The organism is Ancylobacter polymorphus, from assembly GCF_030813495.1.
GTDB lineage: Bacteria > Pseudomonadota > Alphaproteobacteria > Rhizobiales > Xanthobacteraceae > Ancylobacter > Ancylobacter polymorphus.
In genome coordinates this window covers 113,248-137,222 of the sequence record NZ_JAUSUI010000005.1, presented here as the reverse complement: position 1 = coordinate 137,222, position 23,975 = coordinate 113,248, and the positions used below count along the sequence as shown (strand labels likewise).

Sequence of the window (23,975 nt, the reverse complement as noted above, 5' to 3'; positions counted from 1 at the left end):
AATGATTGATTGATCTCGTGGGATCACGGCACCACGACCACGCCCCAGGGCAGGCGGCCGACCGTGACGGATTTGGTGACTTTCTCATCGGCGACGTCGATCACCGAGATGTCGTTGGAATTGCCGTTGGTCGAGAGCAGGAACTTCTCGTCCGGCGTGAAGCCGAGCTGCCAGACGCGCTGGCCGACCAGCAGATATTTCTCGACTTCCAGCGTCTTGGCATTGACGACCGCCACCCTGTTGGCCGGGCCAAGCGCGATGAAGGCCTTCGAACCGTCCTTGGTGATGCGTACGCCGACGGGCTGGATGGCGTCGTCCGCCACGCCGGGAATCTTGAACGAGATTTTCTTGACGATCTTCCAGGTCGCGGGGTCGATCACCGCCACCGTGCCGCCAACCTCCGCCGACACCCAGAGCTGCTTGCCGTCCTTGCTGAACTCAGCGATGCGCGGGCGGGAATCGACGAGGATGTTCTCGATGATCTCGTTGTTCGAGGTGTCGACCACATGCGCCATGTTGGTCGTCTCGGACGTGTTGACCATGTACTTGCCGTCGGGGCTGATGCCCATGCCTTCCGGCTCGACGCCGACCGGGATCTCGGCGATCAGGTCGTTGTTCTCGACATTCACCACCGTGACCATGTTGTCGTCTTCGTTGGCGATATAGAGCGGGTTGCCCGAGGGGTGGAGCACGAACAGCTCCGGGTCAGGGCCCGAACGCAGCGTCTTCACCAGCTTCAGGGTCGCCGCGTCATAGACCTCGACGCGGTTGTCGTCGGAGGCGCAGACATAGATCAGCTTGCCGTCAGGGCTGGCGATGATGCCGCGCGGCCGCCGGCCGGTTTTGATAGTGTTCGTGACCTTCAGCGTCGACATGTCGACGACGCTCATCGTGTGGTCGCGCTCATTGGTCACGAAGGCGCGCGGAGACGCCTCGGCCGGCAGGGCATCCGCCAGCATCAGCCCCGCAAGGGTGGCCAGGCCGGTGGACAGCAGCATCTGTCGTTTCATCGTTTCCTCCAGGCAATCGTTTGAATTTTATTGGAATTTGCAGAGCGTTTCCGGTCGGTCGAAGCCCAGCGTGTCGAGCGGAGACGTCTGGTGCAGGAAACCGGCCTGCGGCGAGAGCGTCACCGTATTGGTGGCGTGGGTCAGCAGGATCGGCTGGCGCAACTGGTGGTCCCAGCTGCGAAATGACGCGGCCACGCCCTTGAACACCGGCAGGTCGTAGTCCGGCGAGAGCAACTGCGCCTCGATCTTCGCCGGGTCGCTGTTGCGCGTCTTCAGGCTGGCCGAGCCGACGGCGAACACGCCCTGCCACATCTGGAAATCCAGCGGCTGCATCATCCGCTTGGACTGCTTGAAGAACCGGCTTTGCAGCTGCGAGGCGCCCCAGTTTTCCATCGTCGGGTGCCAGGAAAGCGCCATCAGCCCCTGGGTGCCGGCGATCGGGCGGGGCAGCCAGGTATTGTAGGGCAGGATGTCGCCGAACTCGCCGAGTTCGTCGGCGACGATGAGCAGGTCATACTCGCCAACCTGCGTGCCGCGCGGCACTTCCGACTGGGCGGTGGCGCGCGCGTCCGGTCCGTAGTCCCAGGTCTTCTCAGCAACGATCTTGGCGCCGAACTTCTTGGCCGAGCGCTTCACCGCCTCGCCATAGAGCTTGTCATTGTCGGTGCGCCCCACCATCAGAAACCAGTTCTGCCAGCGCTTGGTGACGAGGAACTGGGCCAGCGCATCGGTCAGCATCGAGCGGCTGGGGGCAATGTGGAACACATTGGCCCGGCAGTCCTTTTGCCGCAGCCGGTCATCGGTGGCGCCGACATTGATGAAGACGATGTCGCGGTCCTTGTAGTTGTCGGCGATTTTCAGCAGCGCATCCGGCGGCACGTCGAGCAGGATGAAGCGGTTGCCAGCCTCAACCAGCTTTTGGACCGCCGGCAGCGGATCGCCATCCGTGGGCACGATCTCGCTCGACAGCTTGTAGTCGAGCTTCAGGAAGCGGCCGCTGGTGAGGTTGTCGCGAATGCCGAGCTCGGCGCCGGCGATGCCGAGATCATCGGGGGGCATCTGCAGGGGGGCGACCCAGGGGGGCGGCTCCGGTAGCTGGCGCACCACGCCGATGAGAAACGTCTGTTCCGGCCCGATCGTCGCCGCCGGCTTGGCGGCCAAAGGCGGGGAGGCGGGGGGAGCGGCGGGCGCCACAGCTTCCTGCGCCCCGGCGGGGACAGACGTGTACACCATCGCCATAAGCGTCGCGCCGACGGCGCCTGCCATCCTCATCATCGGCTTTCCATCCCGCGGCTTGCGTTCTCGAGGAGATGGTCCTCGGAACTTTTCTCGTGTGCCTTGGGGAAAACTCTACGCAAACAAAAACAGGCATTCAATAAAATTGAGTGCATAAGAAACTAATAAGAGAATGTAACGCTCCCATTGTCGCAAGCATAGGCGAAATATTTCAATCGGGAACTTTTTCCCGGTGGGTTGCAGGAGGAGTTCTTGTCGATATGATTGCGCGGGCCGGGAAGAAATCGCCAAGCGAGGAGGCAAGCCGGATGAGATTTCCAGTTCGTGCCGGACGGCTCCTCGGTTTGGGTCTCGCCTTGTCGACGTCGCTGGGGACCGGCCTTGGAGCGGTGAGCGCCGCGCAGGCGGCGACGCGGGTTGCGGTGTTCGAATTCGAACTGCTCGACACCAGCAGCGAAGTCGACATTCGCGGCCCGAAGCCGGAGGAGATCCGAAGGCTCGACCTCATCACCGACGAGGTTCGGCGTCGGCTGAAGGAGGCGGGCTATGACGTGCTGGACCTTTCGCCCCAGCAGGCGCAGATCGTGGAAGCCGCGCCGTTTCGCAACTGCAACAGCTGCGAATTGCCGATCGCCCAGGCCCTCGGTGCGCAGATCGAGGTCATAGGATTGGTGCAGAAGGTGTCGAACCTCATCCTCAACATCAATTTCCAGCTGCGCGATGTCGCCACCGGCGAGGTGCTGCGTGCCGGCAGCGCCGATATCCGCAACAACACCGATGAATCCTGGCTGCGCGGTGTCTCCTATCTCGTGCGCAACCGTCTGCTTGATCCGCCGCTTACCGGGAAGGCCGCTCCATGACCCGTGTCACGCTCACGCCGCTCTCGCGTCGGGCCTTGCTCGCGGCGGTGGCGGGCCTCGTTGCCACGCCCTCGCTGCTGCGCGCCGAAGGCGGGCCGGCGTTGGCGCTGCGTGTCGGGACGCTGAAATTCGGCACGCTCAACTGGCTGGTGGAGACCATCCGTGCGGAGGGGCTCGACCAGCGCGAAGGGCTGGCGCTGGAAAGCGTCGATTTCGCCAGCGGGCAGGCGACAACGGTGGCGCTGCAGGCGGGTGATATCGACCTCATCGTCAGCGATTGGCTCTGGGCGATGCGGCGCACCAGCGATGGTGAGCGCATGCGTTTCGCACCGTTTTCCAACGCCCTGGGCGCGGTGATGGTGGCGGCGAAGGGGCCGGTGACGACACTGGAGGATCTGCGCGGCCGGCGCATCGGCGTCGCCGGCGGCGCGCTCGACAAGAGTTGGCTGCTGCTGCGCGCTTATGGCAAGGCAAAGCTCGGCGTCGACCTCGCCAGCGCCGCCGAACCGGTCTATGGCGCGCCGCCTCTGGTGAGCGAGCAATTGCCGCTCGGCCGCGTCGATGCGGTGCTGACCTTCTGGCCCTATGCCGCGCGGCTCGACGCCCGCGGCTTCGCCCGGCTGATGGATGTCAGCGAAATGGTACGGGGGCTCGGCATCGACCCCGTGCCTCCGCTGGTTGGCTTCGTCTGGCGCAACGCCGTCATGGCGGAACGCGGCGCGGCGATCGCGGCCTTCCTGCGCGCGGCGGCGGCGGCCAATCGCGTGCTGGCGACCGACGATTCGGCGTGGAACCGTGTTCGCCCGCTGATGCAGGCGGCGGACGATGCTGAATTTGCCCGCCTGCGCGACTATTACCGCGCCGGCATTCCCGGCGCATTCGGCGAGGCGGAGCGGGTTTCCTGCGCCAAGCTGTACGAGGTGCTGGCGCAGATTGGCGGAGAGGAATTGGTGGGGCCCGATCCCCGTTTCGACCGTTCGCTGTTCGGCCCTATCGGCGAGTGAAACCGTGTCCACGTCCCGGCGTTTGCTGCTGACGGCCGCCTCCTTGCTGGCGCTGCTGCTGTTCTGGCAAGTCGCCGCGCTGTGGGCGCAGTCGCGCCTGCTGCCCGGCCCGCTTGACGTGTTCGCGGCCATGCTGCGCGCCACGCGGACCGGCGTGCTGCCCGAGAGCGTCGCCATCACGCTCGCCCGGGTCGCCACGAGTTTTCTCATCGCCATGACGCTGGGCTCGGCGATCGGCATCGTGCTGGGCCGTTCGATAGCGCTCAACGAGTTGTTCGGGCCGTGGCTGGTGGTGCTGCTCAACCTGCCGGCGCTGGTCGTCATCATTCTCTGCTATGTCTGGTTCGGTCTGACCGAGGTGGCGGCGATCACGGCGGTGGCGATCAACAAGATCCCCAATGTCGCGGTGACAATGCGGGAAGGCGCGGCGGCGCTTTCGCGCGATCTTGATGAGATGGTGCAGGTCTACCGGGTGCCGCGCCTGCGGGTGCTGCGCGAGGTCGTCCTGCCGCAGTTGGTGCCGTTCTTCGCCGCCAGCGCCCGCTCCGGCCTGGCGCTCACCTGGAAAATCGTGCTCGTTGTGGAACTGCTCGGCCGGTCCAACGGCGTCGGCTTCGAATTGCAGACCGCGTTCCAGCTGTTCGATGTCGCCGGTATCCTTGCTTATGCGCTCGCCTTCACGGCAGTGGTGCAGCTGATCGAAATCGGCCTTCTCCAGCCTTGGGAGCGCCGTGCCAACAGGTGGCGGCGATGAGCGCCATCACGATCGAGATCGACGAGAAGCGCTATCCAGCGCAGGCGGCTGGGCCGGGCCGTGTCGTCTTTCGCCGCTTCCACCTCGATATCGCGGAAGGCGCCTTCGTGGCCCTGCTGGGTGAATCGGGCATCGGCAAGACCACGCTGCTCAACATCGTGGCCGGGCTGGACCGCGATTTTCGTGGCGCGATCCGTTTCGGCACTGCGGCGCCGCGCCTCGCTTATGCGTTCCAGAACCCCCGGCTGCTGCCATGGCGCACGGTGCTTCAGAACGTCGCCCTGCCGCTGCCGGCGGGTGACGTGGGCCGCCGGGCGGCGGAGGCGATGCTTCAGGAGGTCGGGCTGGCCGACCTCGCGGGGGCCTATCCCGAGCGCCTGTCGCTTGGCCAGCAGCGGCGCGTGGCGCTGGCCCGCGCCTTCGCCATCGCGCCCGACGTGTTGTTGATGGACGAGCCGTTTGTCTCGCTTGATGAGGCGGGTGCGGCGCGGCTGCGGGATCTGCTGCGCCGCCTGCTCGCCCGGCGGCCGTCCACCGTGCTGTTCGTCACGCATGACCGGCGCGAGGCGGTGGAGCTGGCGAGCCGTATCGTCGTGCTGGACGGCGCGCCGGTGCGGGTCATCCGCGACATGCCGATCAACCTGACGCCGGAGGAGCGGGCGACGCCTGCGTGCCTCGACGCGGTGCGCCATAGCCTGGATGCGGCCTAGCCGAACGGAGCAAGGCTATTGTTCGGTGGTCTGACTCGTCGGCAGCGTTATCCGGCCATCCGCGCGCTTTCAGCCCGCCCCGAATGAAAAAGGCCCGGAGCGGTGAAGCCCCGGGCCAAAATGATCTGCGTCGGCGTGAGAGGGCGGAAACCGCCGCCTCCGTGGCGCAAGTAAGGACGTGCGCGGCCCTCACTTGTTCAGGAAGATCGCCGCCAACCGCTGGAGCAGGCCCTTCGGGTATTGGGCCGCGGGCGGAGCTGTTGTCTGCCCAGGGTTGCTTCCGATCTAAGCGGCGAAGGGATGCTTGGCAGAAGCGGCCTGAGCGAGAACTTCCTTGACCGTCGGCTGGCCTTCCACGGCGCGCTTGAGCGCTTCCTTGGTGGCCTCATAGTTGAACTGCTGGATCTTGGCGTCGTCCGCCGCTTCCCAGTGGATGAACACGCCGACCGAGATGAACAGGTCGTCGGCTTCGTCTTCCGGGATCACGCCTTCAGCGACGCTGTCGACGACAGCCTTGGCGACCGCGTACTGGGCCGGGCCGAACATCTGGACGGCCTGGCGGGCGTCCTTGATGGTCACTTTGTTGAAGAGAATGGTGTTCGGCTTGGCGAGCAGGTTCGGGGTCACGACCGCGAGCAGCGAGGTGAAGCCGTCCTTGTTGTTGGTCAGCGCATTCAGGAAGGCGCTTTCGGCCGCGGAGCCGCGCGGTCCGATGATGAGGTCGATATGGGCGACCTCGTTGCCGTCGCCCACCAGCGACTCGCCGATGAGTACCTTGTTGATCTTGGCCATCTATTCCTCCCAGAACGGGGTTGCATGACAAGGGACGGGAATTGTCCCCCGATGTCCCGGCTATCTTTGTTGCAGCGTTTGGAACACCAAACCGGTTGGCCCGATAGCGCGACCAGACACGTTACGGCGAGAGACTAGGCCCGCTTCGCCTTTATCTGCAAGGGATTCTTCATTCGTATGACGCCGGCAGGCGCGCTTGCCCCACGGAATATTGTCGCGCATGGCTAATGGTCGCGCCTTGAGGAAACTGGCGGCACGACCAAAAATGCGGCATAGTTCGCCGGCTGTGGTCGCGGGCTGCTCACAAGCGCCCGGAACGCGCGGCAGGGGCCAGGCCGGATGCAATTGGCAAGGTTCTTGCTGCGTTGCAGCATTGACGAGTGATCCAACTGCCGCGTGCGGCGTAGAGATCGAAGCCGGCCTTCGGGGAACGCTCGGACGGCGTTGCACTCACGCCACGAGGACCAACATGGAGCTCATTCTTTCCATCTGCCTCATTGCCAGCCCCGGCACGTGCCGCGAGGAGGCGGTCTCTGTCGGGCTTGAAGCGCCGCCGGCGCCCATGCAGTGCATGATCGGCGCGATGCCGGTGATTGCCGAATGGACCGAGACCCACCCTAAATGGAAGGTGCTCAAATGGCGCTGCGCTTCCCCCGGCGCGGGCGGGCGCGAGATTTGATCACGGCGTAGCGCGCCGCCGTCGCACGCGCGTCCTGTTGCATCGCAGCGTGCGCAAGGGTCGCGTCCGTGAAATCATTGGGGCGCCATCGCATGGGGATGGCGTCATCCGGTGAGGCGGGATGGGGCGCGGCTTGTTCTCATCGCTCAGAGCGCGCATGGCGCTCTTGCTGTCGGTTGCCGTCTTCGTGACGGCGGCTTCGACTTTGGCGCTTGTCCTCGCGCTGGGGGCTGTCAGCAGCCAGCTGGATCGGCTGGTGTCGGCGCAGAGCCGGCTGGAACTCCTCTCCACGATTTCCGGGCGCATCGGCGATTACGCACTTCTGGCGTTGCAGGCCGGGCATGAGCCGCCCCACGCCGAGCGTACCCCGGCCCGCGCCGGCCGCGTTCTCGCCGCCGAGCGGACGCGGGAAGCCTTCGCGCGGCTGGAGGAGGCGCTCTCCTCCTATGTCGGCCGGCTGGTCGGCGAGGAGCAGCGGACATTGATGGCGGCCCGCAGCCGCACCATCGCCCGGCTGCGGGCACAGTTCGATGTGCTGGACCGGCAGGTCGACCTCGCGCTGCAGGCGGAGGAGCCCGCAACGGCGGCCCGCGTTGCGCTGGACGTGTTCGCCGCCGGCTTCGGCGCGCCGCTCAGCCAGGCCATGGAGGAGGAACGTACCACCGCCCTCGACGCCTATAATCAGGTGCGGGAACTGCGTGAGCGCACCATCCGCTGGGGGCTGGCCGGCGTGGCGCTCGCCTTCCTGCTGGCGGTCGCTCTCTACCATCTCCTCGGCCGCACGCTGGTGAACCGCGTGGCCGATGTCGCGGCGGCGGCGGCGGCGATCGCGCGCGGGCGGTCGGACACACGTGTCAACGTGACGGGCCATGACGAACTCAGCCTCGCCATGGCGCGGTTCAACCGCATGGCGGCGCATCTCGCCCGCCGCGAAGCCCGGCTGGTGGCCGATCAGAAGCAGTTGCAGCAAATCGTCGAGGCCCGCACGGCCGAATTGCGCGCCGCCAATACCCGGCTTGAGAATGTCGACATGGCGCGCCGGCGCTTCTTCACCGATGTCAGCCACGAATTGCGCACGCCGCTGACGGTGATCCTCGGCGAGGTCGAGATCACGCTGCGCCCGCAGAAGCCGCGCGAGGAGGATCTGCGCGCGGCCCTGCTGGTGATCCAGTCGCGCGCGCGCCGTCTACATCGCCGGGTGGAGGACCTCCTGCGAATCGCGCGGTCCGAAAGCGGCCAGATCGAACTCGACCGCTCGCTGTTCCTGGTGTCGGACCTGTTGAGCGACGTGTGCGAGGGCATGGCGCCGCTGGCGCGGGCGAGCGGGCTCGTGCTGGAGGCAGAAGAGGGGGCGGAGGGGCTCGCCGTCGATGCCGACCGCGAATGGCTGCGCCAGACTTTCGACGGGCTCGTCGCCAATGCGGTACGTCACTCGCCTCCCGGCGAGAGCGTGCGGCTCGCCGCGCGAAAGGAGGGTGGGGAGGTGGTGATCGAGGTGCGCGACCATGGCACCGGCATTCCGCCCGACGAACTGCCGCATGTGTTCGAGCGCTTCTGGCGCGGCTCGGCGGGCACGCGCGAAGGGACGGGTTTCGGTATCGGTCTCGCCCTCGCAAAGTGGATCGTCGACCGCCATGGGGGTCGAATCGCCATTGAAAGCAGTACGGGAAAGGCCGGGGGACGACGCGGCACCTGCGTCGCAGTGCGCCTGCCGCTCCCGCTACCGGACATCACACTGGAGGCCGCCCAATGAACATTCTGGTCGTTGAGGACGATCCCGATATCGGCTCGCTGCTGCGGCGGGGCTTTTCCTCCGAGAGTTACGACGTGGAACTGGTCGGTGACGGCGAGGCGGCGCTGCGGGTTGCCACAGGCAAGCCGTGGGGGGCGATCATTCTCGACGTCATGCTGCCGGGGCGTTCGGGCATCGAAGTGTGCAAGGCGCTGCGGGCCGGCGGGCAGACGGCGCCAATTCTCATGCTCTCCGCCCGTTCCAGCGTGAATGAGCGCACCGAGGGGTTAATGGCGGGGGCGGACGACTACATCGTCAAGCCCTTCGCCTTCGAGGAACTGCTGGCGCGGGTGAAGGTGCAGGCTTTGCGCCGCAGCAGTGCAGAGAGTGAGCCCCGCACGCTGGAGGTCGGCGCGCTCTCGCTCGATCTCGACACCCGGCAGGCCCAGTTTGGCGGCGTCCGTGTGCGGCTGACCGAACGTGAGGTGGAACTTCTGGCGCTGCTCATGCGTCATCCCGGCGAGCCCCTGTCGCGCGCGGATATCTTCGCCGCGCTTTGGGCTGGCCATGGCGGCGCCTCTCTGAACGTCGTGGATGTGTATGTCGGCTATCTCCGCCACAAGCTGGCGGAGGCTCTGCCGGAAGGGGCGCACCTCATCGTGACGGTGCGCGGCCGCGGCTTCATGCTGGATGCGGACGGGAAATGAGATGCACCGCTCGCGATCACATCCCTGTGGTATAATGTGTGCCTGAGGGAAAGATGGTCAGGTCTTCTTGACGGATGACCAAAGGATCATCACATTATTGAAGCGGTGAAATATCCGCAAAGCAACTCAATCTCTTATAATCTTCTTATGAAGTAAAGAGGGATTGGATAACATCAGGAGGACGATATGGCCTGGACTGCTCCTCGCATTGTTGAAGTCTGCGTCGGCATGGAAGTCAACGCCTACTATCCGGCTGACTTCTGAGCCTTCTGGGGACGGGATGGCATGAAATCGCTTTGCCGATGACAACGCCCCCGTCCCACTTCAAGCTGGTGATCCTCGGATCAGCCGCGGGCGGTGGGTTCCCTCAGTGGAACTGCCGCTGCGCGGTCTGTTCGCTTGCATGGGCGAACGATCCCCGCGTTCGGCGGCGAACACAGGCGTCGATCGCTGTGACTTCCAATGGTCGCGACTGGGCGCTGGTGAACTGCGCGCCCGAAATTCTCGGGCAATTGCAGGCAACCCCTGCCTTGCAGCCGCGCGAGGGGCTGCGGCATTCGCCGCTCAAATCCGTGCTGTTGACCAATGCCGATATCGACCATGTCGCGGGGCTGCTCAGCCTGCGCGAGGCGCAGCCATTCACGCTGATGGCGACGCCGGGCGTGCACGGAGTGCTCGCAGGCAGCAGCGCCTTCGATGTGCTGGCCCCCGATGTCGTTGCGCGCCGCCCAGTGCAACTGGGCGCGTCGTTTGAACTGGTCTCAGGCGTGCACGCGACGATTTTTCCGGTGCCGGGCAAGATCGCCCTCTATCTTGAAGCGCGCGAGCAGGCCGAGCAGGGGTCGCTCACCACCGATCGCGAGGGCGAGCAAACCATCGGTGTCGAACTCGCTGCCGGCGGCCGGCGCGTTCTCTATATTCCCGGCTGCGCGGCCATGACGGACACCTTGCGCGCCCGGCTGGACGGCGCCGACGCCGTGCTGTTCGACGGCACGCTCTGGCAGGATGACGAGATGGTGCTCGCCGGTGTCGGCACCAAGACCGGGGCGCGGATGGGGCATATGTCGATGTCCGGTCCGCGCGGTTCGATCGAGGCTTTGCGCGAGGTCAACGTCGGGCGGAAAATCTATGTTCACATCAACAACACCAATCCGGTGCTGGTTGATGGCTCAGATGAGCGGATCACGGCGAATAAAGCCGGATGGGAAATCGCTCACGATGGGATGGAGATTGCCCTATGACCACGCTTCTTTCGCCGGAAGAACTTGAGGCGCGCCTGCGCGACGTTGGTACGCGCCGCTATCACAGCCTGCATCCCTTTCACAAGTTACTGCATAATGGCCAGCTGACCTTTGGTCAGGTTCAGGCCTGGGCGCTCAATCGCTATTACTACCAGGCGATGATCCCGGTGAAGGATTCTGCCATTCTCGCCCGCATGGAGGAGCCGGAACTGCGCCGCGTCTGGCGTCAGCGCATCGTCGATCACGATGGCGACCATGAGGGGGAGGGCGGCATTGCCCGCTGGCTGGTGCTGACCGACAGCCTTGGACTCGACCGCCATACCGTCACTTCGCTGCGCGGCCTGCTGCCGGCGACCAAGTTCGCGGTCGACGCCTATGTGCATTTCGTCCGTGAGAAGACGCTGCTTGAGGCGATCGCCTCCTCGCTCACGGAGATGTTCTCGCCCGGCATCATCGGCGAGCGTGTCGCCGGCATGCTGAAGAACTATGATTTCGTCTCCAAGGAGACGCTGGCCTATTTCGACAAGCGGCTGACCCAGGCGCCGCGCGATGCCGACTTCGCGCTCGACTATGTGAAGCAGCACGCCCGCACGCCGGAGCAGCAGGAACAGGCGATCCGCGCGCTGGAGTTCAAGTGCGACGTCCTGTGGGTGCAGCTCGACGCGCTCTATTTCGCCTATATCGACCCGAAAATGGCCTATCCGGGAGCCTTCGTCCCGAAGGAGGGGTGATGACAGCGACTCTTGCGGCCAACAGTGTTCCCAGGCTGGCGCGCGGCGTGCGCCTGCGGCATGACGAGGCGCGGGGCCAGTGGGTGCTGCTGGCGCCCGAGCGTGTGCTCAATCCCGATCCGGTCGCGGTCGAGATCCTGAAGAAAGTGGACGGTGCGCGCTCCATCGGCCTCATCGTCGATGAACTCGCGGCCGCCTTCACAGTGGAGCGTCAGACCATCGCCACAGATGTCGATGCCTTCCTCGCCGGGCTCGCCGAGAAAGGGCTGATCGAGGTCACCTCGCCATTGGTCGGGGATGCCGCATCATGAGTCTGATCGACGAACCACGCCACCAGCTGGAGGTGCCGGCACGCCCGGCGCCTCCCATCCCCTATGGCATGCTGGCGGAGCTGACGCATCGCTGCCCGCTGCAATGCCCCTATTGCTCCAATCCGGTGGAACTGGACCGGCGGAATGTCGAACTCGACACCGAAACCTGGCTGCGGGTGTTCTCCGAAGCGGCCAAGCTCGGCGTGCTCCAGGTCCATCTCTCCGGCGGCGAGCCCACGGCGCGGCGCGATCTCGAACAGATGATCCGCCACTGTGTCGAGGTGGGGCTCTACACTAACCTCATCACCGCCGGCGTGGGCGTGACGACGGAGCGGCTGCAGTCCATTTCCGATGCCGGAATCGACCATGTTCAGCTGTCCTTCCAGGGCGCGACGGCTGACATGACCGACAAGGTCTCCAATTTCCGTGGCGCGCATGAGAGGAAGCTCGCCGTTGCCCATGAGGTCCGGCGGCTCGGACTGCCGCTCACCATCAATTCCGTGGTGCACCGGGCCAACATCCACCAGATCCCGGACTTTATCGAGCTCGCCTTGTCCCTCGGTGCCAAGCGCATCGAGATCGCCCATTCGCAATATTATGGCTGGGCGCTGCGCAATCGCGGCGCGTTGATGCCGACCCGCGACCAGGTGTTCTGGGCGCTCGACGTGGTGGAGGAGGCGCGCACGCGGCTCAAGGGCATCCTTACCATCGACGCCGTCGTGCCGGACTATTACGCCAAATATCCCAAGCCCTGCATGAATGGCTGGGGCCGGCAGTCGCTCAATGTCACGCCCTCCGGCAAGGTGCTGCCCTGCCACGCGGCGGAGACGATTCCGAACCTCGATTTCTGGAACGTGCGCGACCATTCGCTCAGCGATGTCTGGGTGAATTCGCCGGCCTTCAACGCCTTTCGCGGCACCGACTGGATGCCGCCGCTGTGCAAGAGCTGCGACCGCAAGGAAATCGACTGGGGCGGCTGCCGCTGCCAGGCCATGGCCATTGCCGGCGATGCTGCTGCCACCGATCCCGCCTGCCATTTGTCGCCGCTGCACGCCGACCTGCTGGCGCTGGCCGAAGCCGATGCCGACGGCTCCGAGGTCTATGACTACCGACGCTATTTCCAGCCCGACCGCGCCGGCTGACGGAGACGTTCCATGTTGCGTATTGCCCGCACCCTTGCCGCCGCGGCCTCGCTGGCGACCCTTGTCGCGACCGCCGCGTTTGCCGCGCCGACGGCTGCCGAACTGTTCTTCGAGCGTCCCTATCTCGCACAGGTGCAGCCCGGAACGACGCTGACCTATGCCTATAAGCACGTAACGTCCGAGGCCAAGCTCGGCGACGGCTTTGAGGAAACGCTCGACATGAAGGTCGAGGCGCCGGCCGACGATCCCGCCAAGCGGGTCGCGGATGTCATCATCCATCGCGGCAGCCAGGAGGGTGAGGCCGGGCCTTTCCCGACCATGAACGGCAATCCGATCGCGCTCATCCTGCTGGAACGCGACGTGAAGGAAATCGCGCAGCTGACCAAGGGCAGCCCGTTCTATCTGCGCAACCGCGTGCGCGAGCATCTTTCCACCGGCACCGTGACGCCGGCGCGCTTTTCCTATGGCGGCCAGGAGATCGAGGGCTGGAAGCTCACCATGCTGCCCTTCGCCGGGGACCCCAACAAGGACAAGCTGCTGGAACTGGTGGGGCGGCGCTACGAATTCCTGTTCGCCGACGCGGTGCCCGGCGGGCTTTATTCCATCAATGTCGTCACGCCCAAGGCGGATGGCAGCGCCAACCTGATCGAGACCAGCCTGACGCTGACCGGCGTGACCCATGCGCCGGCAGTGAAATAGGCGGCCGCCCCAGGAGAGGAATGACCATGGCGAACACACGGTCCGTGCGGACGGCGAAGGCGGGGCGCCTCGCTGCCGTCCTTATGTTCACGCTGCTGGGGGCCGGCGGTGTGCTGGCGCAGGAGATGCTCTCCCCCGGCCTCACCGCCGGTGCGCGCAAGCCGGTGCCCAAGGCGCCGAATTCCGGCCTGATCAACGATTACCCCACGGCGGCGCGGGCCGACTATGTGTTCGCCTGCATGATCGTGAACGGCCAGACGCGGCAGGCGCTCGAAAAGTGCTCCTGCTCGATCGACACCATCGCGACCATCATGCCCTATGAGCGCTATGAAGAAGCCGAGACCATCATGAGCGTCAGCCAGGTGGCGGGGCAGCAGGCCGAGCTGTTCCGCAATACCGGCCTGTTCCGCGACATCGTGGCCGATCTGCATCGGGCGCAGGCGGAAGCGGAAGTCACCTGTTTCTATTGATGGAGAGCGGGAGCGGCGCGAGGCGCGGCTCCCGCTTGTCGCTGGCCCGGCGGTCAACTCGCCGGCTTCAGCTCGCCCTCGAACTTGCGTCCGTCCGTGTCGCCGGCGTCGACATGAACTTCCTTGCCGTCCGGGTCATAGGAGACGCGGATGGCGGGGTCCTCGCTGAGCGAGATGCCGCCGACCATGGAGAAGATCAGCTCGTCGCCCTGGGTCACCCGGATATTGTCGACGAACTTGGCGGGGATATAGGCCCGCGTCAGCGGGTCCATCTGCAGGCCGGAATAGTTGGGGTGACGGATCATCAGCTGCAACTGCGAGACGCGGCTTGCCTGGCTGGCGTCACCCATCCCGTCCGCCTTCACCGATTTCAGCTTGAGCTGGCCGAGATTTTTCAGCTGCGCTTCTTCGTCCTTCATCGCCGGGGCGGAGCAGCCGCCCGAGGCCTTCACATAGCGCTCGGCCATGTGCAGGCCGCCATCGCTGGTCTCCGCGATGGCGCGCACATAAGAATAGGAGTTCACCCGCAGCCGGGTGCCGAGCGCCACATCGCGGCGACTGCCACCGAAGGTGAAGGTGGCCGCAAGCGGAGCGGGGTTCTCGTCGACGATCAGCGTCAGCTTGGAAACGGTGCGCGGATCGCCCTCGGGCAGCACGATTTCGACATCGATCGGCACCATGGCGGCGTCCTCCGCCCGTTTCGGGGCGGTGAGACGAACGAGCGGGCTCGCCTCCTCAATGGGACGCTCGCCGAAGATGTCCGGCCGCAGCGACTTCCAGGAGGCATCGGCTCCCGGCTCCTGCGCGGCGGCAGCGTTGACGGCGAGGGCAGAAAACAGAGTGACGGCAAGGAACAGGCGTAGGCGGCGTTGATAACGGTGCATGGCGACCTCCCGGCCTGCCGGATCGTTGCCCGTCCGGCGGTTGGCACCATCATACACCTTTTCCACGTTGAATCGCAGTCCACGATACCGCGAGCTGCGACGATTGCGCGGGCAGCGCGCGGCGCTCATCATCGGGCTTCGCGACGCCCACGCCCTGCTCAAGGCTTGGCTGCTGCCGCGCCTCTTTCAAGCTGGAGTGAGCCTGATGCTCTCGCGTCGATCCCTTCTCAAGGTCGCTGCCGCCCTTCTCTCCGCGCCGCTCGGTATCGCCGCGCATCAGACGGCACAGGCGCAGTCCGCGCCAACCAGCCCTCCGCCGGCTCCCCGACGCGAACCTCGCCCGGCGCCGCGCCGGGGGTACACCTGGGTGCCGGGACATTGGGCCTGGTGGCCGGGGCGGGGATGGGTTTGGTCGGCAGGCCACTGGGAAGAAAGCCGCCGTGGGTTTGAATATGTTGGTCCGCGCTGGGTGCTGCGCCGAGGTCAATGGGTCTACGAACCCGGCCGTTGGGTGAGAAGCTGGCGCTGAGGGTCTTCGCTTCTGGGTGGCCCTCCGTGCTTATGCTTAGTCGAGCGCGATTGTGAGGCGGACAGGTGGGAGGTAGTTTCAGCTATCGAATCCTGGGGAGAACGCCAATGTCCAAAGCCATCGCTACGAAGCTCACCGTCATCGCCGTCGCCGCTCTCCTCGTCGCCGGCTGCACCACCACCCAGCGCCGGGCGGGTACGGGCGCTGTGATCGGCGCAGGTACCGGCGCAGTGATCGGCGGCATCGCCGGCGGCGGCACCGGTGCCGCCTGGGGCGCGGGCATTGGCGCGGTTGCCGGTGGTGCCATCGGTGCCGCGACCGCCAAGTAGATCGCGGCCTGCGGTCTTCAAACGCCGTGCCGTCCCCGCTATCACGGGGACGGCATTGCGGAGGAGGCGAGCGTGAGCGTCACGATCTATGGCATCAAGAACTGCGACACGATGAAGAAGGCGCGCGCCTGGCTCGACGGGCGGGGCGTCGCCTATCTGTTCCACGATTACAAAGCTGCCGGCATCGACGCGGCCCGGCTGCAGAACTGGGCCGGCAAGGTCGGCTGGGAAGTCCTGCTCAACCGCGCCGGCACAACGTTCCGCAAGCTGCCCGATGCCGATAAGGCCCATATTGATGAGGCGAAAGCGCTGGAGCTGATGCAGGCCCAGCCATCCCTCATCAAGCGGCCGGTGCTCGAAGCCGACGGCACGCTTCTGGTCGGCTTCAAGCCCGAACTCTACGAGAAGCAGTTCGGCTGATGGCGGCCTTCCCGTATCACGGAAAGCCGCTCACCCCTTGATCCGGCGCGGCTTCCCTGCCACATCGGCTCGCATGAACGCACTCTCCAATTCCGCAGCCTCGCCCATCGCCACCGAGGTTGCGCGCCGCCGCACCTTCGCGATCATCTCGCATCCCGATGCGGGCAAGACCACGCTGACCGAAAAGCTGCTGCTGTTCGGTGGCGCGATCCAGCTTGCCGGCCAGGTGCGGGCGAAGAAGGACCGCCGCTCCACGCGCTCGGACTGGATGGCGATCGAGCGCGAGCGCGGCATTTCGGTCGCGACCTCGGTGATGACCTTCGAGTTCGACGGCCATGTGTTCAACCTGCTGGACACACCGGGCCACGAGGATTTCTCGGAAGATACCTACCGCACGCTGACGGCGGTTGACGCGGCGGTGATGGTGATCGACGCCGCCAAGGGCATCGAGGCGCGCACCCGCAAGCTGCTGGAAGTGTGCCGCCTGCGCGACATTCCGATCATCACCTTCATCAACAAGATGGACCGCGAGAGCCGCGATCCGTTCGAGATTCTCGACGAGATTGAGAAGACGCTGGCGCTCGACACCACGCCGATGACCTGGCCGGTGGGGCAGGGGCGTGATTTCGTCGGCACCATGGACGTCGCCACCGGCGGCATGCGCCTGCTCGATGGCGACGAGGGCAAGACCGGCCCGCTGCGGCAGATGAGCATGGCGCAGATTGCCGCGCTCAATGTCACGCTGGATGAGGAGAATCTGGCGGAGGAGCTGGGTCTCGTGCGCGAGGTCGGCAATTCCTTCGACATTCAGGCCTTCCTCGAGGGGCATCTTACGCCGGTCTATTTCGGCTCGGCGCTGCGCAATTTCGGCGTCGGCGACCTGCTGGAAGGGCTCGGCCGCTACGCCCCGCCGCCGCGCGCGCAGCAGGCGGACAAGCGCAAGGTTGAGGCCGAGGAAGCGCGGATGACTGCGTTCGTGTTCAAGATCCAGGCGAACATGGATCCGAACCATCGCGACCGCATCGCCTTTGCCCGCCTGTGCTCGGGCAAGCTGCAGCGCGGCATGAAGGCGAAGCTGGTGCGCACCGGCAAGCCGATGAGTCTTGCGACGCCGCAGTTCTTCTTCGCCCAGGATCGCCAGCTTGCCGAAGAAGCTTATGCCGGCGACGTGGTGGGCATTCCCAACCACGGCAATCTGCGTATCGGCGACACGCTGACCGAGGGCGAGGACATCAATTTCGTTGGTGTGCCGTCCTTCGCGCCGGAGATCCTGCGCCGGGTGAAGCTGCCCGACGCGATGAAAGCCAAGAAACTGAAGCAGGCGCTGCAGGAAATGGCCGAGGAAGGTGTGGTGCAGGTGTTCCGTCCCACCGACGGCTCGCCCGCGCTGGTCGGCGTTGTCGGCCCGTTGCAGCTCGACGTGCTGAAGAACCGGCTGGAGGCCGAATACGGGCTGGAGGTCGGCTTCGATATGTCGGAATTCCAGCTGGCCCGCTGGGTGTCGTCAGAGGACCCCAAGAAGCTCGCGGATTTCGCCGCCGGCAATCGTCTGTCGACGGCGGAGGACCTGGATGGCGATCTGGTGTTCCTCAGCCCCTCGGCCTTCATGATCGGCTACACCGGCGATCGTTGGCCGGGCATCGTCTTCACCGATGTGAAGGATGTGAAGAAGGCGGCGTGACCTGCGCCGCCTTCCGGCCCGCTCTCAGCGGCTGACGGTGATCTGCGTGTTGGCGCGGCCATGTTCGCTTACCAGGGCGAAGAGTGCACGAGCATTGTTCGGGTGCAGGCGGACGCAGCCATGCGAAGCGGGGCGGCCGAGCCGGCCGATGGCGTTCGTGCCGTGGATCGCCCAGCCACGGTGGAAGAAGATCGCGTAGGGCATCGGCGCATTGTCGTATTTGCGCGAGAAATAGCGCTTGTGCATGCGCTCCGGCCGGTAGGTGCCGAGCGGGGTGCGGTAGCCCTTGCGGGCGGTCGAAACCGGCCAAGCATAGCGCTCCTTGCCGGCGACCGACACCACCATGCGCTGCTTGGAAAGGCTGATAACCACCTCCACGTCGGGCGGCGGCACCGCCGCGGCTTCCAGCGGGGTGGGGAGGGGAGCGGCCGATGCCGCCTCCATCGGTGGCGAAGTAGCCGACGGCGCGGCCACGGGGAGAGCGCCGTCCGGCGTGGTGGATACGGCGGGCGCGGAGAGCGCGGCTGGGGTAGCCGTGGAGGGCGGGCTCATTTCCGGCGGCGCTGCGACCGTTGCCGGCGGCGCGTCGACAGCCGCCATCCGCATGGACTGGGCGGATGCCGGCTGTACGAGAGCCGACGCAAGACCCAGCGCAAGAAACGCCAGCACGGCTTTCATTCCCGCTCCTCCCACTAATGGTGTCATCATTGTGGCATGCGCGCGTCGGCGGTGGGAGAGCGGACGCGCCCTATGGTTTACGCATTGCCGCGGCACCCCAGCATCGGCGAGAGCGGGACAAAAAGTCGACCCTTGCCCGGATGGCGCGGGGGTTGGAAACGCTCTAGCGTGCGCGCCGTCACACGGGGAGGATGATCATGATCCTGATGCTGGCGGGGCTCGCCCTGTTCGTTGCCATTCACATCATTGCCGCGCGCCGCAAAATGGCCGCAGCGGCCACGGCGCAGCCGGGGGCCACCACCTATCGCATCGTGCATGGCGTCCTCGCCATCGCCGGCGTGCTGATGATCGCCTATGGCTTCGGCCAGTGGCGTGCGGAAGGGCCGGCGCAACTCTATGATCCGCCGGTGGGTCTGCGCCATCTGGCTCTGTTGCTCATGCTGTTCTCGTCCATCTTCGCCGTGGCGGCGCTGGTGCCGAGCCATATCAAGGCGTGGCTGAAGTTTCCCTTCCTCGTCGCCATCAAGACCTGGGCGCTGGCGCATCTTCTCGCCAATGGCGACGCTGCGACGGTGACGCTCGCTGTCGTCATCCTCGCCTGGGCGGTGGTGCTGCGGATCATGGCCAAGCGCCGGAAGGCGCCGCTCCCCGTGGCGCCGCGCAACTGGTGGGGCGATCTCGTTGCGGTGGGCTTGGGTGTCGTGCTTTATGCCTTCCTCTCTTTCTGGTTCCACCCTTACATCGTCGGGGTGCCGGTCATGGGCTGAGCAAGCCCATGCAGGAAAACGAGGAAATCGCCTGACATGTCCGTTCAGTCCGCTGTCCGCCGCCTTACCGCTCCGGACATTCGCGCGAAGAAGGGCGGCGAGCCCATTGTCTCGCTGACCGCCTACCACGCCCACACCGCCCGCCTGATCGACCCGCATGTCGACTTCATGCTGGTGGGCGATTCGCTCGGCATGGTGATGCACGGCATGGAGACCACCGTGCCGGTGACCGTGGACATGATGATCCTGCAGGGGCAGGCGGTGATGCGCGGCTCGGCGCGGGCGCTGGTGGTGGTAGACCTGCCCTTCGGTTCCTATGAGGGGTCCCCGCAGCAGGCCTTCGCCACCGCCGCACGGGTGCTGAAGGAAAGCGGCGCTGGCGCCGTGAAGCTGGAAGGCGGCCGCCGCATGGCGGAGACGGTGCGCTTTCTCGCCGATCGCGGTGTGCCGGTCATGGGCCATGTCGGCCTGACGCCGCAGGCGATCAACACGCTCGGCTCGTTCAAGGCGCTGGGCCGCGATGAGGCGAGCGCGGCGCTGATTCTCGACGATGCCCGCTCCATCGCCGATGCCGGCGCCTTTTCCATCGTGCTGGAGGCGATTTCCGAGCCGCTGGCCCGCCAGATCACGCAAGAGGTTGCTCCTCCCACGATCGCTATCGGCGGCTCGCCGGCCTGCGACGGGCAGATTCTCGTGCTGGAAGACATGCTCGGCCTGTCCGACCGCGTGCCCCGTTTCGTCAAGAAGTTCGCCGAAATCGGGCCCGCCATCGGCGCCGCTGTGGAGGCCTATGCCAGCGAGGTGCGTGCGCGCAGCTTCCCCGGCCCGGAGCATGTCTACGCCCCCAAGAAGGGATAGGCGGCGTCTTTCCCGGGCAAAGCGCGGCGCCGCCCCGTCCGCCGCGCGATTTGCCTTGTTCAAGCCGCATCGGTAGTTTACGCGGCCCTTTATCAGTACCGGCCCCGCCTTGCTGCGGCGGCCCGCGACGAGTTGCTCACGGACGTTTCATGGCTGACATCTTCAACGAGATCGACGAGGACCTGCGCCGCGAGCGTTTCGGCCGCCTGTGGACCCGCTATGGCGGCTTTGTCATCGGCCTGGCCGTGCTCATCGTCGTCGCCGTCGCCGGCTGGCGCGGTTATGAATGGTGGAAGCTGAAGCAGGATCAGGCTGCCGGCGCGCAATTCGAGGCGGCCCAGAAGCTGGCTTCCGAGGGCAAGACGGCGGAAGCCGAAGCTGCTTTCGTCGCGCTGGAGAAGGACGGCACCAGCGGCTACCGGCTCCTCGCGCGTTTCCGAGCGGCCGACGAACTTGCCAAGACCGATGCCGCCGCTGCCGTCGCGGATTACGACGCGCTGGCGAAGGACCCGTCGGTCAGCGCGTTGATGCAGAATGTCGCCCAGGTTCGCGCGGCGCTGCTGCTGGTCGATACGGCTTCGCTCGCCGACATCGAAGGTCGGATGAAGCCGCTCGACACGCCCGAGGGGGCGTTCCGCCACTCCGCCCGCGAGATCATCGGCCTCGCCCAGTACAAGGCCGGCGACTATAAAGCGGCGACGGAGACCTTCACCGCGATCCTCAACGATGGGCAGACGCCGCCCGGTCTGCGCCGCCGCGCCGAGCTGATGCGCACGCTCGCGGCCTCTTCGATGCCGGTGCCGGCAGCTGCCGTGCCTGCGGCGGCCGCTCCCGCCGCGACGCCCACCGCCACGCCGGCCCCTGCCGAGCCCGTTCCGGCCACGCCGCCGGCTTCCGCTCCCCCCGCGCCGTGAGGAGGTGCTGATGCGCCGTGACACGTCCTCTTATCGTTCCCGCCTGCGCCGCGCCCTGTTTCTGCTGCCGGTTCTCGGTCTGACGCTGGCTGCCGCCGGCTGCGAGACGCTCGACGCGATCAACCCGTTCAACGAACGCGAGAAGCCGCTTCCCGGCGCGCGCCAGCCGGTTTTCCCCGAAGGTGTTCCGGGGGTCGACTATAATCAGGCCCCGCCGCAGCCGGCGAATTCGGCCTATAATCCCTACCAGAACGAGCCGCCGGCGGCCGGAGCGGCGAGCGCTACTGCGCCGGCCCGGTAAAGCTGACGGGCGCGGAGGCCCCTTTTTCCAATGACGATGACCGTCGCGATTGTCGGCCGGCCGAATGTCGGCAAGTCGACGCTGTTCAATCGTCTGGTCGGCAAGCGCCTTGCGCTGGTCGATGATCGCCCGGGCGTCACCCGCGACCGGCGCGAGGGGGATGCGCGGCTCGGCCATCTCTCCTTCCGTGTCATCGACACGGCGGGGCTGGAGGAGGCCAAGGCGGAATCGCTCGAAGGCCGTATGCGCGCCCAGACGGAAGCCGCCATCGCCGATGCCGATGTGCTGCTGTTCCTGATCGACGCCAAGGCCGGCGTCACACCGAGTGACCGAGCGTTTGGCGAATTGGCGCGGCGTTCCGGCAAGCACACCATCCTCGTCGCCAACAAGGCTGAAGCCAAGGGATCTGAAAGCGGCACGCTCGATGCCTACTCCCTCGGGCTCGGCGAGCCGGTGGAGCTTTCCGCCGAGCATGGCGATGGCATGGCCGACCTGCTTCGTGCGCTGGCGCTTTGCCTGCCGGATGAAGAGGACGAGGACGAAGGGATCGACCCGGAGGCCGGGCGACGCATACGCGTCGCCGTTCTCGGGCGGCCGAATGCGGGCAAATCGACTCTCATCAACGCCCTGTTGGGCGAAGACCGGCTGCTGACCGGGCCTGAAGCCGGCATCACACGCGACTCCATCGCCGTGGATGTGGAACGCCACGGCGTGGAACTGCGCGTCTTCGATACGGCCGGCATGCGCAAGCGGGCGCGCATTGACGACAAGCTGGAAAAACTGTCAGTCGCCGACGGGTTGCGTGCCGCGCGCTTCGCCGAAGTCGTCATCGTGCTGATGGACGCCACCCATCCCTTTGAGGAGCAGGATGTGCGCATCGCCGACCTCGTCGAGCGCGAGGGGCGGGCTGTGGTGCTGGCGATCTCGAAATCCGATCTGGTGAAGGATCAGCAGGGCTTCGTCACCCGCATGCGCCAGGAGGCCGATGATCGGCTGCCGCAGGTGAAGGGCGCCCCGGTGGTGCTGGTCTCGGGTCTCACCGGAGAAGGGCTCGACCGCCTCGTGCGGGCGGTGCAGCAGACGCATGAGGTGTGGAACCGCCGCGTCTCCACCAATCCGCTGAACCGCTGGCTGATCGAGACCACCGACCAGCACCCGCCACCGGCCGTGTCGGGGCGTCGCATCAAGCTGCGCTACATCACCCAGCCCAAGGCGCGTCCCCCGAGCTTCGTGCTGTTCTGCTCGCGCGCCGATGCGCTGCCGGAAAGCTATGTGCGCTATCTCGTCAACAATCTGCGCACCACCTTTGACCTTCCCGGCGTTCCGATACGCCTGACGCTGCGCGAAAAGGACAATCCCTACGCCGAGAAGGACTGAGGCAGTTTGCTCAGTTCATGCAGCCCTTTGCGGGCGGCGTGGCGTGTCCAGCGGCGGCTGGCGGCAAGCCAGCGGCGCACGGAGTGTCTGAACCTTAGTCCCTGCCGCTGCTGGTTCTGCGCGTTGCGCCAGTGCTCGCGCAGATCAGCGGCCAGAAGGCGCTCCTGCGCGATCATGGGGTCGCGCGCCAGCTTTTCCGCACGTGCGGCGTTGTGGGAGGGCGGCACGGCGAGCATGGCGTCGAGATGGGGCTCCAGCCGGTAACGCTCGAGCACTGAATCGCCCAGTGCCCGGGCGAACGCATCCGCGGTTGCATAGCCTGCGGTGATCTCGCGGGCGATTTCACCCGGATCCAGCCGCCGCTCGCAGCAGCGGCCGGTAAAGTTGAATCGCGCTGTCAGGGCGAAGTTGTCGGCCGTGAGATAGCCCGGGCCGCCGAAATGGTCGTAGATATAGACGGGCACGTGCGCGGCAAGCGCGTAGGGGATCGTCTTGCCGATGCTGATGACGAGGTCGGAACGGCCGATCAGTTCGGGGCTCACCAGCCTTTGGCGGAATTGAAGCCCGATGCGCTCGACCTTGATGTCGAGCGAGAGTTGGTCCAGCGCGGCGGCCAGAGCAGGATCGAGGTGGTTGGTGATGACCGTGATCCTCCCCAGCTTTCGCGAGGCTTCGGGAGGTTGCCGGAAATAAGCCGACGGGGCGGCGTTGTAGAAAACGGAAACGGGCGCGGTTAGCTCAAGCTCGGCGAGTCTTTGCGCGGTTTCCTCGGAATTCGCCATATAGGCGTCGGCCAGCTGGCGATCAAACCGCCAGCCGCCGCTTTCCATGAACGTTCGGCGTCCCAATTTGCCGAACACAAACGCCGTGCGCTCGCGCGAAGCGGAGTCCAGACGGTAGTCGAACAACCCTGCGACATGATGCTGGAGATAGACGACATCATAGGAAAAAGGCGCAATCGCCCTTGGGTCGGTGACGATTTCCAGTCCGAGCAGCGACTTGAACAGGCCCGCCATCGGGTCCGCCGCGACATTGGCGAACAGCGTGACGCGATGTCCCAAGCTGCGGAAATAATGGGCAAATTCCAGACATATCAACTCGGAACCCGCCATCAGCGCAAGATGGTTGGTGCCGATCAAAATCTCCAAAACTCAGCCCC

The 23,975-nt window shown here is 65.8% G+C and carries 30 protein-coding genes; 23 read left to right on the top strand and 7 right to left on the bottom strand.

Annotated features, from left to right (window positions below):
* Nucleotides 1-23: 23 nt before the first annotated feature.
* Nucleotides 24-1,010 (bottom strand): PQQ-dependent catabolism-associated beta-propeller protein, encoded by a 987-nt coding sequence (locus J2S75_RS12560; RefSeq protein ID WP_307020195.1) that lies wholly within the window; start codon nt 1,008-1,010, stop codon nt 24-26.
* A 27-nt stretch (nt 1,011-1,037) separates the two neighbouring features.
* On the bottom strand, nt 1,038-2,285 hold the full coding sequence (locus J2S75_RS12555) for a lanthanide ABC transporter ABC transporter substrate-binding protein PedA1 (RefSeq protein ID WP_307020194.1): 1,248 nt from the start codon (nt 2,283-2,285) through the stop codon (nt 1,038-1,040).
* A gap of 317 nt (nt 2,286-2,602) precedes the next feature.
* Between J2S75_RS12555 and J2S75_RS12550 the strand changes: the two genes are divergently transcribed.
* The 4 genes from J2S75_RS12550 to J2S75_RS12535 are packed head-to-tail and all read left to right on the top strand — an operon-like array spanning nt 2,603 to nt 5,574.
* The gene (locus J2S75_RS12550) at nt 2,603-3,106 is read left to right on the top strand and encodes a DUF3280 domain-containing protein (RefSeq protein ID WP_307020192.1); all 504 of its coding nucleotides are present in this window, start codon (nt 2,603-2,605) and stop codon (nt 3,104-3,106) included.
* Nucleotides 3,103-4,110 carry an ABC transporter substrate-binding protein gene (locus J2S75_RS12545; RefSeq protein ID WP_307020191.1) on the top strand — a complete coding sequence of 336 codons (1,008 nt, stop codon included), beginning with the start codon at nt 3,103-3,105 and terminating at the stop codon, nt 4,108-4,110. Before J2S75_RS12550 ends, J2S75_RS12545 begins: the two co-directional genes overlap by 4 nt.
* 4 nt (nt 4,111-4,114) lie before the next feature.
* The gene (locus J2S75_RS12540; RefSeq protein ID WP_307020190.1) at nt 4,115-4,864 is read left to right on the top strand and encodes an ABC transporter permease; all 750 of its coding nucleotides are present in this window, start codon (nt 4,115-4,117) and stop codon (nt 4,862-4,864) included.
* Complete coding sequence (locus J2S75_RS12535) at nt 4,861-5,574, top strand: ABC transporter ATP-binding protein (protein WP_307020189.1); 714 nt, start codon at nt 4,861-4,863, stop codon at nt 5,572-5,574. Before J2S75_RS12540 ends, J2S75_RS12535 begins: the two co-directional genes overlap by 4 nt.
* 285 nt (nt 5,575-5,859) lie before the next feature.
* Here J2S75_RS12535 and fae read toward each other — a convergent pair whose 3' ends face one another.
* Complete coding sequence (fae, locus tag J2S75_RS12530; protein WP_126278901.1) at nt 5,860-6,366, bottom strand: formaldehyde-activating enzyme; 507 nt, start codon at nt 6,364-6,366, stop codon at nt 5,860-5,862.
* A 469-nt stretch (nt 6,367-6,835) separates the two neighbouring features.
* Here fae and J2S75_RS12525 point away from each other — a divergent pair, with 469 nt between their 5' ends.
* The 10 genes from J2S75_RS12525 to J2S75_RS12480 all read left to right on the top strand — a co-directional run bounded on the left by J2S75_RS12525 (nt 6,836) and on the right by J2S75_RS12480 (nt 14,078).
* The gene (locus J2S75_RS12525; protein ID WP_244377353.1) at nt 6,836-7,045 is read left to right on the top strand and encodes a hypothetical protein; all 210 of its coding nucleotides are present in this window, start codon (nt 6,836-6,838) and stop codon (nt 7,043-7,045) included.
* A 157-nt stretch (nt 7,046-7,202) separates the two neighbouring features.
* A complete protein-coding gene (locus tag J2S75_RS12520) occupies nt 7,203-8,798 on the top strand; it encodes a sensor histidine kinase (RefSeq protein WP_307020188.1) in 1,596 nt (531 codons plus the stop codon).
* Entirely contained in the window at nt 8,795-9,484 is a 690-nt protein-coding gene (locus J2S75_RS12515) for a response regulator transcription factor (RefSeq protein ID WP_307020187.1), read from the top strand. Before J2S75_RS12520 ends, J2S75_RS12515 begins: the two co-directional genes overlap by 4 nt.
* 186 nt (nt 9,485-9,670) lie before the next feature.
* Entirely contained in the window at nt 9,671-9,748 is a 78-nt protein-coding gene (gene pqqA, locus J2S75_RS12510) for a pyrroloquinoline quinone precursor peptide PqqA (RefSeq protein ID WP_081620376.1), read from the top strand.
* Nucleotides 9,749-9,786: 38 nt separating this feature from the next.
* The gene (pqqB, locus tag J2S75_RS12505; protein ID WP_307020186.1) at nt 9,787-10,725 is read left to right on the top strand and encodes a pyrroloquinoline quinone biosynthesis protein PqqB; all 939 of its coding nucleotides are present in this window, start codon (nt 9,787-9,789) and stop codon (nt 10,723-10,725) included.
* Complete coding sequence (pqqC, locus tag J2S75_RS12500; protein WP_307020185.1) at nt 10,722-11,456, top strand: pyrroloquinoline-quinone synthase PqqC; 735 nt, start codon at nt 10,722-10,724, stop codon at nt 11,454-11,456. The genes pqqB and pqqC overlap by 4 nt, the downstream gene beginning before the upstream one ends.
* Nucleotides 11,456-11,767 carry a pyrroloquinoline quinone biosynthesis peptide chaperone PqqD gene (pqqD, locus tag J2S75_RS12495; protein WP_307020184.1) on the top strand — a complete coding sequence of 104 codons (312 nt, stop codon included), beginning with the start codon at nt 11,456-11,458 and terminating at the stop codon, nt 11,765-11,767. Before pqqC ends, pqqD begins: the two co-directional genes overlap by 1 nt.
* Entirely contained in the window at nt 11,764-12,909 is a 1,146-nt protein-coding gene (gene pqqE, locus J2S75_RS12490; RefSeq protein ID WP_307020183.1) for a pyrroloquinoline quinone biosynthesis protein PqqE, read from the top strand. Before pqqD ends, pqqE begins: the two co-directional genes overlap by 4 nt.
* Nucleotides 12,910-12,921: 12 nt before the next feature.
* Complete coding sequence (locus J2S75_RS12485; protein WP_307020182.1) at nt 12,922-13,608, top strand: hypothetical protein; 687 nt, start codon at nt 12,922-12,924, stop codon at nt 13,606-13,608.
* An 83-nt stretch (nt 13,609-13,691) separates the two neighbouring features.
* On the top strand, nt 13,692-14,078 hold the full coding sequence (locus tag J2S75_RS12480) for a hypothetical protein (RefSeq protein WP_370874135.1): 387 nt from the start codon (nt 13,692-13,694) through the stop codon (nt 14,076-14,078).
* A gap of 53 nt (nt 14,079-14,131) precedes the next feature.
* On the opposite strand, the gene J2S75_RS12475 is transcribed toward J2S75_RS12480, so the two are convergent.
* Entirely contained in the window at nt 14,132-14,962 is an 831-nt protein-coding gene (locus J2S75_RS12475) for a quinoprotein dehydrogenase-associated SoxYZ-like carrier (RefSeq protein ID WP_307020180.1), read from the bottom strand.
* 49 nt (nt 14,963-15,011) lie between these two features.
* Nucleotides 15,012-15,239: a hypothetical protein gene (locus tag J2S75_RS12470; protein WP_307020582.1), complete on the bottom strand. Its 228-nt coding sequence runs from the start codon at nt 15,237-15,239 to the stop codon at nt 15,012-15,014.
* Here J2S75_RS12470 and J2S75_RS12465 point away from each other — a divergent pair.
* The 4 genes from J2S75_RS12465 (at nt 15,168) to J2S75_RS12450 (ending at nt 17,921) form a co-directional block, all read left to right on the top strand.
* On the top strand, nt 15,168-15,491 hold the full coding sequence (locus tag J2S75_RS12465) for a hypothetical protein (RefSeq protein ID WP_307020569.1): 324 nt from the start codon (nt 15,168-15,170) through the stop codon (nt 15,489-15,491). The genes J2S75_RS12470 and J2S75_RS12465 overlap by 72 nt on opposite strands.
* A gap of 107 nt (nt 15,492-15,598) precedes the next feature.
* Entirely contained in the window at nt 15,599-15,820 is a 222-nt protein-coding gene (locus J2S75_RS12460) for a YMGG-like glycine zipper-containing protein (RefSeq protein ID WP_244377335.1), read from the top strand.
* A 72-nt stretch (nt 15,821-15,892) separates the two neighbouring features.
* On the top strand, nt 15,893-16,240 hold the full coding sequence (locus J2S75_RS12455) for an ArsC family reductase (protein WP_307020179.1): 348 nt from the start codon (nt 15,893-15,895) through the stop codon (nt 16,238-16,240).
* A gap of 73 nt (nt 16,241-16,313) precedes the next feature.
* Complete coding sequence (locus J2S75_RS12450) at nt 16,314-17,921, top strand: peptide chain release factor 3 (RefSeq protein ID WP_244377331.1); 1,608 nt, start codon at nt 16,314-16,316, stop codon at nt 17,919-17,921.
* A 24-nt stretch (nt 17,922-17,945) separates the two neighbouring features.
* Here the strand turns inward: J2S75_RS12450 and J2S75_RS12445 are convergent, their stop codons facing one another.
* The gene (locus J2S75_RS12445; RefSeq protein WP_307020178.1) at nt 17,946-18,599 is read right to left on the bottom strand and encodes a L,D-transpeptidase family protein; all 654 of its coding nucleotides are present in this window, start codon (nt 18,597-18,599) and stop codon (nt 17,946-17,948) included.
* Nucleotides 18,600-18,796: 197 nt separating this feature from the next.
* On the opposite strand from J2S75_RS12445, the gene J2S75_RS12440 reads away from it, so the two are divergent.
* The 5 genes from J2S75_RS12440 to der all read left to right on the top strand — a co-directional run bounded on the left by J2S75_RS12440 (nt 18,797) and on the right by der (nt 22,816).
* On the top strand, nt 18,797-19,366 hold the full coding sequence (locus J2S75_RS12440) for an NnrU family protein (RefSeq protein ID WP_307020177.1): 570 nt from the start codon (nt 18,797-18,799) through the stop codon (nt 19,364-19,366).
* A gap of 36 nt (nt 19,367-19,402) precedes the next feature.
* The gene (gene panB / locus J2S75_RS12435; protein ID WP_307020176.1) at nt 19,403-20,224 is read left to right on the top strand and encodes a 3-methyl-2-oxobutanoate hydroxymethyltransferase; all 822 of its coding nucleotides are present in this window, start codon (nt 19,403-19,405) and stop codon (nt 20,222-20,224) included.
* Nucleotides 20,225-20,373: 149 nt separating this feature from the next.
* On the top strand, nt 20,374-21,138 hold the full coding sequence (locus J2S75_RS12430; RefSeq protein WP_307020175.1) for a tetratricopeptide repeat protein: 765 nt from the start codon (nt 20,374-20,376) through the stop codon (nt 21,136-21,138).
* 10 nt (nt 21,139-21,148) lie between these two features.
* The gene (locus J2S75_RS12425) at nt 21,149-21,439 is read left to right on the top strand and encodes a hypothetical protein (protein WP_307020174.1); all 291 of its coding nucleotides are present in this window, start codon (nt 21,149-21,151) and stop codon (nt 21,437-21,439) included.
* A gap of 30 nt (nt 21,440-21,469) precedes the next feature.
* Nucleotides 21,470-22,816, top strand: coding sequence for a ribosome biogenesis GTPase Der (der, locus tag J2S75_RS12420; RefSeq protein WP_307020173.1), 1,347 nt, complete (start codon nt 21,470-21,472; stop codon nt 22,814-22,816).
* On the opposite strand, the gene J2S75_RS12415 is transcribed toward der, so the two are convergent.
* Complete coding sequence (locus J2S75_RS12415) at nt 22,798-23,964, bottom strand: glycosyltransferase family protein (protein WP_307020172.1); 1,167 nt, start codon at nt 23,962-23,964, stop codon at nt 22,798-22,800. The two genes, der and J2S75_RS12415, sit on opposite strands and share 19 nt — an antisense overlap.
* Between the last annotated feature and the right edge of the window lie 11 nt (nt 23,965-23,975).